Origin of the sequence: Lysinibacillus phoenicis (assembly GCF_047238325.1) — a bacterium.
GTDB classification, from domain to species: domain Bacteria; phylum Bacillota; class Bacilli; order Bacillales_A; family Planococcaceae; genus Lysinibacillus; species Lysinibacillus irui.
In genome coordinates this window covers 1701565-1717830 of sequence record NZ_JBDFMP010000002.1, presented here as the reverse complement: position 1 = coordinate 1717830, position 16266 = coordinate 1701565, and the positions used below count along the sequence as shown (strand labels likewise).

Annotated in this window: 16 protein-coding genes and 1 pseudogene; 13 read left to right on the top strand and 4 right to left on the bottom strand. The window is 38.0% G+C overall.

Annotated features, from left to right (window positions below; translation table 11 throughout):
* Positions 1–56: 56 nt before the first annotated feature.
* Genes ABC382_RS10270 through ABC382_RS10255 form a run of 4 tightly spaced genes read left to right on the top strand, consistent with a single transcriptional unit; the run spans position 57 to position 3350 of the window.
* A complete protein-coding gene (locus tag ABC382_RS10270; protein WP_274796017.1) occupies positions 57–1052 on the top strand; it encodes an ABC transporter substrate-binding protein in 996 nt (331 codons plus the stop codon).
* A gap of 17 nt (positions 1053–1069) precedes the next feature.
* The gene (locus tag ABC382_RS10265; RefSeq protein ID WP_313470726.1) at positions 1070–2062 is read left to right on the top strand and encodes a FecCD family ABC transporter permease; all 993 of its coding nucleotides are present in this window, start codon (positions 1070–1072) and stop codon (positions 2060–2062) included.
* Entirely contained in the window at positions 2062–2844 is a 783-nt protein-coding gene (locus tag ABC382_RS10260; protein ID WP_312505212.1) for an ABC transporter ATP-binding protein, read from the top strand. Before ABC382_RS10265 ends, ABC382_RS10260 begins: the two co-directional genes overlap by 1 nt.
* Positions 2845–2855: 11 nt before the next feature.
* Positions 2856–3350: a pyridoxamine 5'-phosphate oxidase family protein gene (locus ABC382_RS10255; protein WP_412926801.1), complete on the top strand. Its 495-nt coding sequence runs from the start codon at positions 2856–2858 to the stop codon at positions 3348–3350.
* Between the two features lie 101 nt (positions 3351–3451).
* On the opposite strand, the pseudogene ABC382_RS10250 reads toward ABC382_RS10255, so the two are convergent.
* From ABC382_RS10250 to ABC382_RS10235, 4 genes and pseudogenes are all read right to left on the bottom strand, one after another.
* Positions 3452–4003, bottom strand: a pseudogene (locus tag ABC382_RS10250) (ABC-2 transporter permease); the annotation flags it as partial.
* A gap of 11 nt (positions 4004–4014) precedes the next feature.
* Positions 4015–4641: an ABC-2 transporter permease gene (locus tag ABC382_RS10245; RefSeq protein ID WP_341385733.1), complete on the bottom strand. Its 627-nt coding sequence runs from the start codon at positions 4639–4641 to the stop codon at positions 4015–4017.
* 2 nt (positions 4642–4643) lie between these two features.
* A complete protein-coding gene (locus tag ABC382_RS10240) occupies positions 4644–5486 on the bottom strand; it encodes an ABC transporter ATP-binding protein (protein WP_322605956.1) in 843 nt (280 codons plus the stop codon).
* Positions 5487–5864 carry a GntR family transcriptional regulator gene (locus tag ABC382_RS10235; RefSeq protein ID WP_274796025.1) on the bottom strand — a complete coding sequence of 126 codons (378 nt, stop codon included), beginning with the start codon at positions 5862–5864 and terminating at the stop codon, positions 5487–5489. It lies immediately after the preceding gene.
* A 142-nt stretch (positions 5865–6006) separates the two neighbouring features.
* Between ABC382_RS10235 and ABC382_RS10230 the strand changes: the two genes are divergently transcribed.
* From ABC382_RS10230 to ABC382_RS10190, 9 genes are all read left to right on the top strand, one after another.
* Complete coding sequence (locus ABC382_RS10230; protein WP_004224966.1) at positions 6007–6270, top strand: YlmC/YmxH family sporulation protein; 264 nt, start codon at positions 6007–6009, stop codon at positions 6268–6270.
* A gap of 9 nt (positions 6271–6279) precedes the next feature.
* Positions 6280–7059 (top strand): NAD(P)-dependent oxidoreductase, encoded by a 780-nt coding sequence (locus tag ABC382_RS10225; RefSeq protein ID WP_274796026.1) that lies wholly within the window; start codon positions 6280–6282, stop codon positions 7057–7059.
* Positions 7053–7643 carry a dipicolinate synthase subunit B gene (locus ABC382_RS10220; RefSeq protein WP_274796027.1) on the top strand — a complete coding sequence of 197 codons (591 nt, stop codon included), beginning with the start codon at positions 7053–7055 and terminating at the stop codon, positions 7641–7643. The genes ABC382_RS10225 and ABC382_RS10220 overlap by 7 nt, the downstream gene beginning before the upstream one ends.
* Before the next feature lie 82 nt (positions 7644–7725).
* Entirely contained in the window at positions 7726–8763 is a 1038-nt protein-coding gene (locus ABC382_RS10215; RefSeq protein ID WP_274796028.1) for an aspartate-semialdehyde dehydrogenase, read from the top strand.
* A gap of 13 nt (positions 8764–8776) precedes the next feature.
* Positions 8777–9676: a 4-hydroxy-tetrahydrodipicolinate synthase gene (dapA, locus tag ABC382_RS10210; protein WP_274796029.1), complete on the top strand. Its 900-nt coding sequence runs from the start codon at positions 8777–8779 to the stop codon at positions 9674–9676.
* A gap of 278 nt (positions 9677–9954) precedes the next feature.
* A complete protein-coding gene (locus tag ABC382_RS10205; RefSeq protein ID WP_274796030.1) occupies positions 9955–11622 on the top strand; it encodes a ribonuclease J in 1668 nt (555 codons plus the stop codon).
* Between the two features lie 155 nt (positions 11623–11777).
* Positions 11778–14069, top strand: coding sequence for an FtsK/SpoIIIE family DNA translocase (locus ABC382_RS10200; protein ID WP_412926800.1), 2292 nt, complete (start codon positions 11778–11780; stop codon positions 14067–14069).
* 199 nt (positions 14070–14268) lie between these two features.
* The gene (locus ABC382_RS10195; protein ID WP_274796032.1) at positions 14269–14997 is read left to right on the top strand and encodes a GntR family transcriptional regulator; all 729 of its coding nucleotides are present in this window, start codon (positions 14269–14271) and stop codon (positions 14995–14997) included.
* 53 nt (positions 14998–15050) lie between these two features.
* The gene (locus ABC382_RS10190; protein WP_407133077.1) at positions 15051–16136 is read left to right on the top strand and encodes a BMP family lipoprotein; all 1086 of its coding nucleotides are present in this window, start codon (positions 15051–15053) and stop codon (positions 16134–16136) included.
* The last annotated feature ends 130 nt before the right edge of the window (positions 16137–16266 follow it).

Genomic DNA, 16266 nt, shown 5'->3' with positions numbered 1-16266 from the left:
GTATAAATGATATTGAAAATCATTTTCAATTAAAAAGTTGATTGGAGGATATATAGGTGAAAAAATGGCTTATCGCTAGTACCTTTGTGATTTCATTAACACTAGTTGGCTGTGTAGAGCAGGAAGATAAAAATATCGACATAGAGGTGAAGAAAGAAGAAACACAGCAACAAGAAACAGCTAATACAGCTAAAGTACAAAAAGCCAAGATTCAGGATGGGGTAGATGAAGAAGCCTTTCAAAAAGCATTAGCAAGCTTCCCAACGACCATACCAGAAAACATAGTAACCACTTCGGTTCCATTAACAGAAATGTTACATCTCCTAGGAATTACACCTGTAGGGGTACCAACATCGACCAATCCTATACCAACAGATTTTGATTCGATTACAAAAATAGGCTCACCTATGTCACCTGACTTAGAGGTCATCTCGAGCTTACAATCGGATTTAATAATTGGAGCTTCCTCCCTACAAAGCTCGCTCGATCAGGCACTTCAAGGGATGAATTTGCCGACAGCTTATTTACCGACAGATTCGTATGAGGACTTAAAATTGAGCTTTAAAGTGCTAGGTACGTACTTTGCTAAAGAAGAAAAAATGAATGACGTTTTACAAAGAATCGTAGCAAAGGAAAAAGAGTTAGAAGCTCAAGCACAAGGCAAAGAATTACCTTCCGTAATGCTTGTAATCGGTACATCGGATTCCTTTATGGTAATGAACGACAAATCTTATTTAGGAAGCTTAGTGGAACGATTAGGGGCAGACAATATTGCGAAATCTGTGTTAAAAGCAGATTCAACTTATTCACCTATGAATCTTGAAGATATTATTGTGGCTGACCCAGACATTGTTTTTGTGTTAGCATCGGGTGACCACGGGGCAAATGAAGATAAATTTAAACAAGAAATTGAAAAAAATAGCGCTTGGCAACAATTATCAGCCTATAAAAATAATAAAATCTATGTACTTGATTACAGCACATTCGGTGTAACATCTATTACGAATGTAGAAACAGCACTGACAACAATTGCAGATTATTTCTATAAATAAGTTCGTGAGGTAAAGGTATGATTCATACAACAAGAAGTCGCATGATTATAATTACAACCTTTGTGGTTACGATAGTAGTGGCAATCATTGCGGTCGGGTTAGGTAGTGTTCATATTTCCGTTCCTAATATTTTAACCACCCTTCTCAATGGACATGATCAGGAAGGTGTATATACAACAATAATTTGGGATATCCGATTACCTCGAGTGTTATTGGCTTTAATTATTGGTGCAAGTATTGCCATTTCGGGTGCCTTATTGCAGGCAGTTATGGGCAATCCGTTAGCAGATCCTGGATTAACAGGGGTAACAAGCGGGGCAGCAGCCTTTGTATTACTCATCCTTTTAGCAAATCCAGAGTTGACACACTTCATTCCTTTAGCTGCATTTGTGGGCGGATTGATTGCGGCTGCAATTGTTTATGCTCTCGCTTGGAGACGGACAGGCATTACACCCATCACTATTATTTTATCGGGGGTAGCCGTGAACGCTTTATGCGGCGGAGTCATTGGATTTTTATCGATTCTTTATAGTGATCGTTTGCCATCAGCTGTGCAATGGATGAATGGTAGTCTCGCTGCAAAAGGGAATGCATCACTACATATGATTTATTTGTATGCCATCATAGGTTGGGTACTATCCATTTTTGCGATTCGCAAAGCCAATATCATTCGTTTAGGTGATCAGGTGGCGACCAATTTAGGAGAAAGTGTAACGCGTATTCGTATTATGTTATCTATTTTAGCTGTTTTTCTAGCAGCTATTTCAGTCGCTGCAGTTGGTATGATTAGTTTTGTTGGATTAATCGTACCGCATATGGCTAGATTACTCGTTGGCTCAGATTATAAGTATATGTTGCCGATGAGTATGGCCTTGGGTGCGATTGTCTTATTGATTGCCGATACTGGCGGGCGGACATTATTTGCACCTCTTGATATTCCAGCAGGTATTTTAATGGCCGTCATTGGTGGACCTTACTTCTTATACTTAATGAGAAAGAAGGCGTTTTAATGTTAAAGATTGAACAGTTATCTATCAGCTATGAACAAAAGGAAGTTGTCCATGACTTTTCTTTTGATGTGAAAAAAGGCGAAATCCTATCCATCATTGGACCGAATGGCTCTGGCAAATCAACGATATTAAAGGCCCTTGCAAGGATGCAGCCGTACCAGACAGGAACTATTTTGTTTGATGGGGAAAATATGCGTCGATTATCCTCAAAACAAATTGCTCGAAAAATGTGTATGCTTAGTCAACAAAATCAAGCCCCAACTGATATATCTGTCAAAAATTTAGTGGCCTATGGTCGTTATCCACATAAAAAGTGGTTTGAGCGTCTCAATGCAGAGGATGAGAACATTATTGATTGGGCATTAGAAAAAACTGGTCTTTCACATTATAAAGAAAAGCCCATTGCTGCCTTGTCTGGGGGAGAAGCACAGCGCGCATGGATTGCCATGGCTTTAGCGCAACGGCCCGAAGTTTTATTATTAGATGAGCCCACGACATTCTTAGATATTGCGCATCAGCATGAAGTGCTAGAATTAGTGCGAGAGCTGAATCGTGACATGGGCATGACCGTTGTGATGGTACTCCATGATTTAAACCAAGCCTCTAGCTACAGTGATCAAATAGTGGTGGTAAAGGATGGAAAAAGAGCTCATATGGGTACACCAGATGAAGTCATGACAGAGCGGATGATTCAACAAATCTATCGGATGGAAGCGGAAATTCAATATGTTTCATGGGATGGTGCTCCAAGAATTCAATTAAAAAATACGGTCAAAGCTTAGGAGGAAAATACATGCCAAAAGCAATCGATTTGGAACAAGTTAAACAGGATTATGAGGCATTTATTCAAAATAAAAAAAATTGTGTGTTAAGCTTCGTGGATGGAGAAGGCAGGCCTTTTAGTAGTACAGCCCCTTTTGTACGACTAAATGGAAAATTTTATATTTATATTAGTCGGATTGCAGAGCATTACCAGCTAATGGAGAAGTCAGAAGTAGTCGATTTAATTTGTGTAGCGGATGAAGCAGTAACAGCTAATCCTTTTGCCACAGAGCGAGCACGCTGGCAATGTCAGCCTAAAAATTTGGGCAATGAAGGGCATGAGAAAGTATTTGCAGCCTTTGATCAACTATTTAATGCAAAAATGATGGCAATGTTACGTTCACTTGATTTCTCATTATTTGAGTTAACGCCAGTAGCTGGGCGGTATGTCGTAGGATTTGGCAAAGCCTTTACGATTGATATTGCCAATGACAAATTGATACATGTTGTCATTGATAAAAAATAGGTTGCCAATAAAGGCAGCCTATTTTTCAATGAATAGTTAGCAAATTTCTCTTGTCGTATATATAAATGAAGACATTTATGGAACGTAAGAACGCTAATGAGGATGCTAACAATTGTTGGGAGCACTAAGGTGAATAAGTTTCCAGCTACTAATGATAAATAGTAATGAACAACAAAGTTTAGCAGAATAATCAGCAAGGTAGTTGTAAGCATTCTGATAGTTCGCATTCCCTCCTTTTCTTGAAGCTGCTGAATATAAAATTGACTACAGATGAGAAAATAAGCACTGCTTATATAAGCGAAATACATAGCAAAATGCTCCAAAAAATCTGTAGAAGCTTCAGGTTGAGAGAAATAGATTGGTGCAATGAAAAGAAAGAGCAGAGTAATAAGGCCATAGCAATAAAGGAAATCAGACTGCAATTGCGCCTTTTTTGACAGAGGTAGGCTATTGACAAACACTTCCCAGTTTACTTGTCGATCTCCTCTGTATAAATTTTCAACAAGTGTGGCCGAAATGACGACGATCACCAAACCAATGGAAGGGCTATCCACGAAGGAGAAGTGAACAAAATTAAGGAGTAGACATAAGGCCATTGCAAAAATGAGAGACCATTTTTGTACGACAAATCTTTGTAACAATAATGCCCGCATAGAACCCCTCCCTAAAACTCTTTCCTTTTATAAATGGCTGTAGAAATTAACGAGGATAGCCAAAGTATTAATAATCCGGCAAATGGTGTTACAAACATAAACTGTTTAACATTTAAAAAAGTGAAGGGTATATTGGGTAGATTCTCTTTAAACATCCCTAACAAGAAGCCTGGGATAAAACAAAGCGCAATCAAAACCATTTTTCCTTTAATGGAGCCAAATTTAATATAAATAGGTAATAATACAGCTAACAGACAGAGAGCCAATGTCACAATCATATTAAATGTTAGGAAAAAATCTGTGGTGATACCTTGATCGGTAAAATAATTGATAAGAAATATAATGGGCAGTGCAATAATAAGACCAATGATCATAAGCAATACACTCAGTATATATTTACTAAGAACAATATCCCCTTTAGAAATCGGTAGGGTATTGGCATACTTATCCCAGCTACTTTGCTCATCGTAGGTAAGAGCAGTTATAGCTTGAATCGTTACAATAAAGACAATAACAGCCAGCAGCATTGAGCTTTGCTGCATAAAGATCGCCATCACAAGAAGAAATAGAACAACGTATGCCTGGGATCTCAATTGACGTTGAATAGTCATTAAATCTTTTACTATAAGACCTATCATATTTAAACACTACCTTTCACAAAAAATAGCATGATATCCTCTATAGAAGGTTTTTCGAGTCGGAAAGCCTCGTTTACTTCATGTTTCAGAACGAGGGCTTCAATTCCGAATGCTCCATTTCGTTTTTTTATAATGGCATGCTCTGGCAATACGCTTACTTCCTCACTACTCCCTTTGAAAATGCCGTAATCATATAATAGAGCGTCTTTACTTTCACTCAATAAAATTTCACCATTATGGATGAGCGTAATATAGTCAGCAATTTTTTCTAAATCACTTGTAATATGAGAAGAAAATAAAATGCTATGTGTTTCATCCTGCATAAATGCTAAAAATAAATCTAAAATTTCATCCCTAATAATAGGATCTAGTCCACTTGTTGGTTCGTCTAAAATCAATAATTTTGGATGATGTGACAAGGCTAATGCAATCGACAGCTTCATCCTCATTCCTCGTGATAGTTCCTTGATCTTCTTCCTCTTTGGTACGTTAAATTGAGTCAATCGTTCAAAGTAATAGCTAGAATCCCACGTTTGAAATACCTTTTTCATAATCTTGTCGAGCTGCGTCGCATTTAGCGTCTCAGGTACATGTAAATCGTCAAACACTACACCGATGTCATTTTTTATCGATAGCTCATGTTCGACATGATCCTGACCAAAAAGCAATATTTCGCCATATTCTTTTTTTAATAAATTCAGCATGCATTTAATGGTAGTTGATTTTCCTGCCCCATTTTCACCGACAAAGCCCATTACCGTTCCTTGAGGGACTGAAAAGCTTACATCTTTAAGGGAAAAGCCTTCAAAAATCTTATGTAGACCATGAATTTCAATGGCATTCATTTAAATTTCCTCCTCTAACAGTAAAGATATTAATTCTTGCATTTCTTCTTTAGAAAGACCAGCTGTTTTCGCTGCTCTTACCGCCCTCTGCAAATGTTCCTCCACCTGACGTAGTAACTCCTCGCGTAAAAAATCTTGATTACGTTCGGTGACAAAGCTTCCTTTTCCAGCGACTGTTTCAATAAAGCCATCTCGCTCTAAATCGGCATATGCTCGTTTGGTCGTCATCACACTTATTTTTAAATCCTTTGCTAGGGCACGAATAGATGGTAGTGCATCACCTGCTTGAAATTTATTCGCTAGAATGGCCTCTTTGAGTTGTGTGGTGATTTGCTCATAAATAGGCTTATCACTAGCATTACTTAAATGAATATGCACAAATCCTCACCTCTTATAACTGTATATATACACTATATACAGTAGGCGGTAAAAATGCAACATATTCCTACTTTTGGTAGGGGGCACGATTTGCAAAAACTCGGCATATATTGAGGTAACGGCTCAAGGAGGGAGATGAGGCATGCTACTATCTGAGATGGTGGATAAAGAATTAATTCAAATTGAGGGTGGCGTACATTTTGGCATTTTAGCACATACAGAATGCCTATTGGATGTGCAAACAGGAAAAATACATGGATTTGAGATTGTGAAAGATAAATTACCATTCCAAAAAAAGAAGATGAAAGTTAGTGAAATGATACCTTGGCATGAAATTATATTAATTGGAGAAGATCGGATTTTATTTAATAAGACATCTACAGTACAATCAGAATATTTACAGTGAGGTGAGCTTTTGGAAAACGAAAAATGGCTTGTTATCGGTGAGGACTCGAGATTAAAGGAATTAGCGACAATGCTAAGAAGTCCATCGAGAACAGTGTTTTATAAAAGAACGACAGTTTGGAACGAAGAGTTAAATAAACTTGTTTTAGAATTCCAACCAAATAAAATTATCCTACCTATTCTTCCGTTGAAAATAGAAGTTGAGCAACTATATGGCATATCACAAGTTAAATTTTATACAGGTCGATTAACGATGCATTGGAAGCAATTGCTGGAGAAAAATGAATCCATTTGTTATTTACAACAAGAATCGTTTATTTGGCAAAATGCTCGGTTAACAGCGGAGGGATTTATCGCCACGTTCTACGGACTCGAGCAAAAATGTATTTACGGACAAAATTTTACGATCGCAGGCTTCGGTCGTATCGCCAAAATGCTCGCCTCTTTACTTGTTAAAATGGGTGCGAATGTTCATATTGTGGCACGTTCAGTTGTACAAGTGAGTGAAGCAAAAGCATATGGTTATAAAGCTACAAATTTAGATGACCGTCAATGGTCTATTACGGATAGCATTTTTATAAATACAATTCCAGCAAAATGGATTACAGAGTCATTTATTGAGCATGTTCCAGCAGTTTTATATGATTTAGCCTCAGAGCCAGGCTGTTTAGATATAGATGCTGATCAATTACAAACGTATGTACTATTGCCATCATTGCCTGGGAAATACTTTGCACATGACGCAGCTACAATATTGTGCAAGGCAATAGAGGAGGAAGAAAATTGTTAACGGGGAAACGAATTGGCCTAGGTATTACTGCTTCGCATTGTACTTATGAAGATGTAGTGCCTAAAATTCAAAATTTTATTGATGTTGGGGCTACAGTTATTCCTATCATTACCCACTCCGTTTTACATGCGGCTACCCGCTTTGGGACAGGGGAAGAGTGGATTGCAAAAATAGAAGCATTAACGGGTGAAAAGGTTATTTCTTCTATAAAAGAGGCGGAGCCATTTGGACCATCCAATCCTTTAGATGCAATGGTCATTGCGCCAATGACAGGCAATAGCATTAGTAAATTTGCTAATGCAGCAACAGATAGTCCTGTATTAATGGCAGCGAAGGCAACTTTACGTAATGGGTCTCCTGTAGTATTAGGTATTTCAACAAACGATGCACTTGGCTTAAATGGTATTAATATTATGAAGTTGTTAAATGCTAAAAACATCTATTTTATTCCATTTGGTCAAGATTCCCCTCATTCCAAACCGAATTCTTTAATTGCTGATTTTGATCAAATGGTGGATACTGTTCATGCAGCAATTACGCAGAAAAAGCAATTACAACCGCTGTTGATACAATATTTCAAATAAATCATATATTACACACAATTTTCAGTATTTTTGTGATACAATAGCACACATTATGAAACATGTATTCAAGGAGAGATGACAGATGACAAAGCAGTTAACGGTTGCAGTTGTTGGGGCAACAGGGGCAGTTGGTTCGAAAATGATGGAGCAGTTAATTAAACGTAAATTCCCAATTGGGAACATTAAATTTCTTGCTTCTGCTCGTTCAGCAGGAAAATCAATCGAATTTAATGGTCAAACATATACAATTGAAGAAGCGACACCTGAAGCTTTTGAAGGCGTCAATGTCGCTTTATTCTCAGCTGGTGGGTCAGTATCAGCTGTGCTTGCACCTGAAGCTGCTAAGCGTGGTGCAGTAGTAATTGATAATACGAGCCATTTCCGTATGGATCCAGAGGTACCGCTTGTCGTTCCTGAAGTGAATCGTGGCGACTTAGCGAAGCATAAAGGGATTATTGCGAATCCAAACTGCTCAACAATTCAAATGGTAGCTGCACTTGAACCAATTCGTAATGCATTTGGTTTAACGAAAGTAATTGTTTCAACTTATCAAGCAGTATCAGGTGCAGGTATTTCTGCTATTGAAGAATTAAAGGCACAAAGCGCAAACTGGGAAGCAGGTAAAGATGTAGAAGCAACTATTTTACCGTCTGGTAGTGATAAACGTCATTACCCAATCGCTCGTAATGTCATTCCACAAATTGATAAATTTACAGATAATGGATTTACATACGAAGAAATGAAGATGATTAATGAGACCAAAAAAATTATGCATGCACCAGAGCTAAAAGTAGCTGCTACTTGTGTTCGTGTGCCAGTTGTTTCAGGTCACTCTGAATCAGTTTATATTGAGGTAGAGAAAGAAGCGTCAATTCAAGAAATTTTCGACGTATTACGCAATGCACCAGGTGTGATATTACAAGATGATATTGCAACACAAACTTACCCAATGCCTATTTATGCAGAAGGGGAAGACGCTACTTTTGTAGGACGTATCCGTCAAGATTTAGACAATAGCAAAGGATTCCATCTATGGATCGTTTCTGACAATTTATTAAAAGGCGCCGCATTAAACTCTATCCAAATTGCAGAAGCAATGCTTGAGGATAACTTACTATAAGAGGGGTGTAAGGATGAATTTAGGTCGAATTGGAACGGCAATGATTACGCCGTTCAAAGATGATGGCACGATTAATTATCCAGAACTAGAACGTATTATTAATCATTTGATAGATAACGGTACAGATTGTATAGTTGCTTGTGGTACGACTTCTGAAAACCCAACGATGTCAACGGAGGAGAAAATTGAAGTTGTGCGCTTTACAGTAGAGAAAGTAGCTGGTCGTGTACCCGTTATTGCCGGCACAGGGGATAATGAAACGGCATACTCTATCGCAATGACTCATAAAGCAGAAGAAAATGGAGCCGATGGCATCATGCTAGTAGCTCCATACTATAATAAGCCAAATCAACGTGGGATTTTTGCTCACTTTGAAACAATTGCTAAACAAACGAGTCTACCTGTTATGCTTTATAATGTCCCAGGGCGTACTGGTGTCAATGTTGCCTATGAAACTTCTGTTGCGTTAAGCAAGATTCCAAACATAGCTTGGATTAAAGAAGCGAGTGGTAATTTAGATCAAATGGGTGATATTATCGAGAATGTTGACCCAGAAGATGATTTCTTAGTTTATAGTGGAGATGATGGCTTAACATTACCTCTAATGGCAATTGGCGGGGCAGGCGTTATTTCCGTAGCAGCTCACGTTGTAGGCAATGATATGCAATTAATGATTAAAGCGTTTGAAGAAGGAAATCATAAGCTAGCAGCCAAAATTCACCGAGCATTATTACCTTTAGTACGTGCGCTGTTCGCTCAACCAAATCCTTCGCCTATTAAATATGCGATGACAAAATTAGGTTTTGATACACTCAATGTACGTCTACCAATGATGGAAATGACAGATCAAGAGAAAGCTAACTTCGACAGAATTTGGGATACGTATCAAGAAAAAGCGAAAAGTTTTAGATAAAAAGCACCGAGGCTGAGATTCTTTCAGCCTCGTTTTTGTATGCTAGAAAAAAGATGAAAGACCCCTCAATCCATTACTTCTCATCCTCAAAAATACTAATATGACTATCATGATACAAGTTATCCAATATCTGCTGATCCCTCTCCTAATAATAAGCAAATAAAAGAAAATCTATTTCCAACGTGAAACATGTATTTTTAATTTGTGCAAAAGCTTTGCAAACCGTATAATAAATGTTAAGTGGTTGCTGTTCGGGATATTTTTTAGGAGGAAATAAATTGACAAAAAAGAAAAATGAATTAATTCGTATCATCCCTCTTGGGGGGGTAGGCGAAATTGGGAAAGCAATGTACGTAGTAGAAATTGATGAAGAGCTATTTGTAGTGGATAGCGGCTTAATGTTCCCAGAAGATGAGATGCTAGGCATAGATATCGTGATTCCTGACATTACGTACTTAGAAGAAAATAAAGAGCGTGTGAAAGGTATTTTCTTAACACATGGTCATGAAGATGCGATCGGTTCTATTGCCTATGTTTTACAAAAAATAAAGGCACCTGTGTACGGATCAAAATTAACAATTGCATTAGCAAAGGAACATTTAAAAGAATTACCTGCACCACATCAGGTGAAATTTTTTGAAGTAACAAATCGAAGTCGTATGAATTTCAATTCAACGTATGTAACATTCTTCCACACAACACATAGTATTCCCGATTCGTTAGGGGTGGTGTTCCATACATCTGAAGGCGCGATTGTTCATACAGGAGAGTTTAAATTCGATCAGTCAGCAACAGGTAAATTCAAACCTGATTTAGCAAAAATGGCACAATTAGGAGAAGACGGTGTGTTTATTCTCTTATCTGAATCGTGCGAAGCTGAACGACCAGGATATACGACATCGGAGATTGTGATTGAAGAACAATTATCAAAAACATTCCACTCAGCACCAGGTCGTATTTTAGTAGCTGTTTATGCATCGAATTTTATTCGTATTCAACAAGTTTTTGCCCAAGCCCAAAAATCATTCCGTAAAGTTGTGATTGTTGGTAAACCATTGGAAAAGGCTGTTGATTTAGGCGTACAGCTAGGTTATTTAACAGTTGAAGAAGATACAATTATTCCGATTTCAGAAATGCAAAAATATCAAGATGATGAAATTATCATTATTGCAACAGGTAATAGAGGAGAGCCTCTAGATGCATTAGAGAAAATCGTCCGCAAGCACCATCGTGATATTAAAATTAAGCAAGGGGATACAGTGCTAATCACATTTACTCCTTCTCCTGGCATGGAAGTACAAATGGCTAATACGATGAACTCTATGTCCAAAGCAGGCGCTGAAATTTTGACTTCTAGCAAAAATGTTCATGTATCAGGACATGGTAGTCAGGAAGATTTAAAGCTTATGCTGAATTTGATGCAGCCAAAGTATTTTGTCCCTGTACAAGGCGAGTACCGCATGCTAATTGCTCACTCGAAGTTAGCGCAACAGCTTGGTATGCAAAAATCACAAATTTTTATCGCTGATAAAGGGGATATTGTAGAGTATAAAAATAATAAAATGCGCATGAGTGGTCGTGTACAAGCTGGTAACGTCTTAATTGATGGTATTGGTGTAGGCGATGTAGGGAATATTGTTCTTCGTGATCGTAAATTATTATCACAAGATGGTATTTTCATTGTGGTTGTGACATTAAACCGCGCACAAAAGAAAATTGCCTCTGGCCCAGAGATTTTATCGCGAGGCTTTGTATATGTACGAGAATCAGAGGAATTAATGATTGAGGCATCTGACATTGCGAAAAACGTCATTGAAAAATATGTTGGTAAAGATACATTTGAATGGACGAATATTAAACAAGAAATTCGAGATACACTAAATACGTATTTATTCCAAAAAACAAAACGTCGCCCAATGATTATTCCAATTATTATGGAGTACTAATTGAACAAGCTTATCGTCAATGCTTTGAGGAAAAAGTAAAAGAAAAAGGATTTTCTCCCAATTGCGGTGGAAAATCCTTTTTTTGAAATAGTCAAGTTCTACTTGTGATGATTCGCTACATATATAAAATGGATTGCAAAAGAAGGTGAAAATAGATGGCAGTTAGTAAAAGAAAGAAAGGAACTAAAAGTAAAGCGACAACTGAAAAAAAAGACATGCATCCGCTTATGTATGAAATTTTAGGACTGCTTTTAATTGCCTTAGCAGTCATTATGATTTTTGAATTCGGTATGATTGGGCGGATTTTACAAACAATCGCCATGTTTCTTTTAGGTAATTTACATTTTGCTGTTCCATTTATGCTTATATTTGTTGCGTTGTTAATGATGATTGGTCGTAAAAAAATTGGTTTGAAGGATCGATTAATACTGGGCATGGTACTCATTATTATGAGTTTAACCATTTTTAGCCATGGCATATTATTTGAGCAATTATCGAAATCAGGTGGTCTATTATCTGATTCTGTTCTTCGTGAATCGTGGCGCATATTGATCAATACAGAAGGTATTATTCATCGTAGCAATGCTCTAGGTGGTGGGATGATTGGTGCTCTATTATTTAGCGGCCTCCACGTGTTATTTGAAGCATCAGGGGCAAAAGTCGTTGCTTGGGTTATTTTCTTTATAGGGTTAATTTTAGTCACAGGTAAGGCATTGGTGCCTTATTTAGCTGAAAAAATGCCAGGTCTATTTGGCAAATGGAAAAAGAAACACCGTGATAAGAAAAAAAATACACCGAAAAAGCCTAGCAATCGTCGCTCTAGAGTAGAAAGTGGAGATGAGGTAGCAGCAGTTAATCAAATGACAGATGTGCCAGAACAAGAGGAGGAAATACCTCATGAGCCGATTATCTCTGCTTTTACGCAAAATGTCTCACAGGAAAGAGCTGTATTTGATACGCCAACGATGGTGGAAAATGAACTAGAAGAAGCAACGGATGATGTCCATATTCAAGGCACTGATACTGTAGAAAATGCAGATTATCAGCTCCCATCCTATAATCTATTACAATTACCACCTCAGCATGACCAAAGCGGTGAATATTCGGTGATTCAAGCTAATGCTAAAAAGCTAGAACAAACATTACAAAGCTTTGGTGTAAAAGCAAAGGTGACACAAGTCCATTTGGGACCAGCTGTCACGAAATATGAAATTTTACCAGATATAGGTGTGAAAGTAAGCAAAATTGTCAATCTGCAAGATGATCTTGCGCTAGCACTTGCCGCTAAAGATATTCGTATGGAAGCTCCTATCCCTGGGAAATCAGCGATTGGTATTGAAGTGCCAAATAGTGAGGTAGCCATTGTGACACTTCGTGAGGTATTAGAATCTAAGGATGGTGCTAAGCCTGATGCATTGTTACAAGTAGCGTTTGGTCGTGACATTACAGGACAAGCGGTTCTAGCAGAGCTCAATAAAATGCCACATTTACTTGTAGCTGGTTCAACAGGTAGCGGGAAAAGTGTCTGCATAAATGGCATAGTTGTATCCATACTAATGCGTACAAAACCACATGAAGTGAAGCTCATGATGATTGACCCAAAAATGGTGGAGTTAAATGTTTATAATGGTATTCCTCATTTATTGGCGCCTGTCGTGACAGATGCACGAAAAGCCTCGCAAGCACTAAAAAAAGTGGTATCTGAAATGGAACGCCGTTATGACTTGTTTTCTCATACAGGTACACGAAATATTGAGGGCTATAATGCTCATGTACAAAAGGTTAATGAGCAAACAGAAGAAAAGCATCCAAAGCTACCGTATATCGTTGTCATTGTGGATGAGTTAGCGGATTTGATGATGGTTGCATCAAGTGATGTAGAGGATTCAATTACACGTTTAGCGCAAATGGCACGCGCTGCAGGGATTCATTTAATAATTGCAACACAAAGACCGAGTGTAGATGTCTTAACAGGCGTCATAAAGGCAAATATACCTTCAAGAATTGCATTTGCAGTTTCTTCAGCAATTGATTCAAGAACCATTTTAGACATGGGTGGGGCTGAACGCCTACTTGGTCGTGGTGATATGCTATTTTTACCTGCCGGGGCTTCGAAACCAAAAAGGGTGCAGGGTGCTTTTTTATCAGATCAAGAGGTTGAAGCTGTTGTGAATTTTGTTATAGAACAGCAAAAGGCACAGTATCAGGAGGAGATGATTCCTACTGAAGAAGAAACCATTTTAGAGGAAACAGATGAATTATATGAGGAAGCTGTCCAATTAGTTGTCAGCATGCAAACAGCATCAGTATCTATGCTTCAACGTCGCTTCCGAATTGGCTATTCAAGGGCTGCACGTATTGTCGATCAAATGGAACAACGCGGGATTGTAGGGCCTCCAGAGGGAAGTAAACCGCGTCAAGTACTTGTTCACCAGTATGATAACTAACCAAAAAATTGGACAAAAATAACTGTGTTTCACTGTATTTTTGTCCAAATATTTGCAATAAAAATGAAGAAAGAATGAATTCTATAACAGATTTTCTTTAAAACTGTTTATTTCATTCTGCAAAAATGTTATATTTATGAACGATTAGTAGGAATGTTGTACATCAGATGTCTGATCTCTGATTTTGGTGGTGATATATGTGACTATTAAAGCAGATCATCGTCATCTCTATCTTCAAGTAATCGATCGTTTAAAATCTGACATTGAGGCTGGTATTTTTAAAGAAAATGAAAAGCTTCCGTCAGAATTTGAATTATCGAAATCACTAGGAGTCAGTCGAGCAACACTTAGAGAAGCACTTCGACTGTTGGAAGAGGAAAATGTGATTGTGCGCCGACATGGGGTTGGGACTTTTGTCAATCCTAAGCCGTTGTTTACATCAGGCATCGAGCATTTATCGAGCATTTCTTCTATGATCGAGGCAGCGGGTATGGAGCCAGGTTCGCGGTTTTTAAAAGCGACTGAGCACGTACCTTCTGAGGAAGATTTAAAACGCTTCCAATGTGATGGCGAAGATAAAATACTCACGATTGAACGTGTCAGAACAGCGGATGGCGAACCAGTAGTATACTGCATAGACAGGCTACCTGCAAGCTTCCTGCCTACTGACTTTGTCGAAAAAAAAGAAGTTTCACTGTTCTCTGCTCTTGAGCAATCTGGCAAAATTCATGTAGCCTACGCTGTTACATATATTGATCCAGTAGGATATCATGAACAAGCCTCACCGATCTTAAATTGTGGACGTGAAACAGCTCTTTTAGTGTTAAAGCAGTTGCATTACGATGAGCATGATCAAGTAGTGCTCTATTCAAAAAATTATTTCCGAGCTGATAAATTCAGCTTCCATGTAGTTCGTAAACGGGTGTAGAACATTTCTAAATTTTTTCCTGCTAATTACAATACCTTTGGGGGGTTAATTAAATGAAAAAACGTAAATTTGGTTTAGTATTAACATCAGTATTAGCGGCAAGTGCTATTTTAGGTGCTTGTGGTGCGAAAGACGACGAAAAACCTGCAAAAGACAATGACAATGCTTCAGGCGGTGACAAAACTGAAGAAGCTTTCTCAGTAGCAATGGTTACTGACGTAGGTGGCGTTGATGACAAATCATTCAACCAATCTGCATGGGAAGGTGTTCAAGCTTACGGAAAAGAACATGGTCTTAAAAAAGGCGATGGTGGTTTTGACTACCTACAATCAAAATCAGATGCAGACTATGATGCAAACTTAAATGCATTATTACGTCGTGACTTCAATTTAATTTTCGGTATTGGTTATATGATGGAGGATTCAATGGCTGCAATTTCTGAGGAAAATCCAGATGGTCAATTTGCGATCATTGATGCTGAAGTTAAAGCAGACAACGTAGTATCAGTACTGTTCAAAGAGCAAGAAGGTGCTTTCTTGGCGGGTGTAGCAGCTGCAAAAATGTCTAAATCCGGTAAAATCGGCTTCGTAGGTGGCGTAGATATTCCAGTTATTAATCGCTTTGAAGCAGGATTCATTGAAGGGGCAAAAGCTGTAAACCCAGATATCGTCATCGAAGATAAATACACAGGAGCATTTGATAAGGCGGATGTTGGTAAAATTACAGCAAACGGTATGTACTCTTCAGGTGTTGATGTAATCTTCCATGCTGCAGGTGCAACTGGTAACGGTGTATTCTCTGAAGCAAAAGAACGTAAGAAAAAAGATCCTAATGCAAATATTTGGGTAATTGGTGTTGATGCTGACCAATACGAAGAAGGTAAAGTAGACGATAAAACAAACGTAACATTAACTTCTATGTTAAAAGGTGTTAATACAGCAGTAGTAGATATTTCAAACAGAGCAAAAAATGGTGATTTCCCAGGTGGAGAAACACTTGTTTACGGTTTAGCTGAAGATGGCGTTAAACTTGCTGATTCTCGTGGTGCAATTCCAGAAGATGTACAAAAAGTAATTGAAGAATATAAAGAGAAAATTGCTAAGGGTGAAATCAAAGTTCCAGAAAAAGTGGAAAAATAATTCATCTTTTGATCATCATAAGGGACTTTTTAGAAGGACCTTATGATGATTTTTCAATCTATCGTTATATTTAGATTATTCGCAATACTCTATTTAACTAGATTTATATGAACCTTATTGAGGTAGTTAT

Coding starts and splice junctions, on each gene's coding strand:
- ABC382_RS10265 (WP_313470726.1), top strand. CDS start 1,070: ATGATTCATACAACAAGAAGTCGCATGATTATAATTACAACCTTTGTG.
- ABC382_RS10260 (WP_312505212.1), top strand. CDS start 2,062: ATGTTAAAGATTGAACAGTTATCTATCAGCTATGAACAAAAGGAAGTT.
- ABC382_RS10255 (WP_412926801.1), top strand. CDS start 2,856: ATGCCAAAAGCAATCGATTTGGAACAAGTTAAACAGGATTATGAGGCA.
- ABC382_RS10245 (WP_341385733.1), bottom strand. CDS start 4,641: ATGATAGGTCTTATAGTAAAAGATTTAATGACTATTCAACGTCAATTG.
- ABC382_RS10240 (WP_322605956.1), bottom strand. CDS start 5,486: ATGAATGCCATTGAAATTCATGGTCTACATAAGATTTTTGAAGGCTTT.
- ABC382_RS10230 (WP_004224966.1), top strand. CDS start 6,007: ATGCTACTATCTGAGATGGTGGATAAAGAATTAATTCAAATTGAGGGT.
- ABC382_RS10215 (WP_274796028.1), top strand. CDS start 7,726: ATGACAAAGCAGTTAACGGTTGCAGTTGTTGGGGCAACAGGGGCAGTT.
- dapA (WP_274796029.1), top strand. CDS start 8,777: ATGAATTTAGGTCGAATTGGAACGGCAATGATTACGCCGTTCAAAGAT.
- ABC382_RS10200 (WP_412926800.1), top strand. CDS start 11,778: ATGGCAGTTAGTAAAAGAAAGAAAGGAACTAAAAGTAAAGCGACAACT.
- ABC382_RS10190 (WP_407133077.1), top strand. CDS start 15,051: ATGAAAAAACGTAAATTTGGTTTAGTATTAACATCAGTATTAGCGGCA.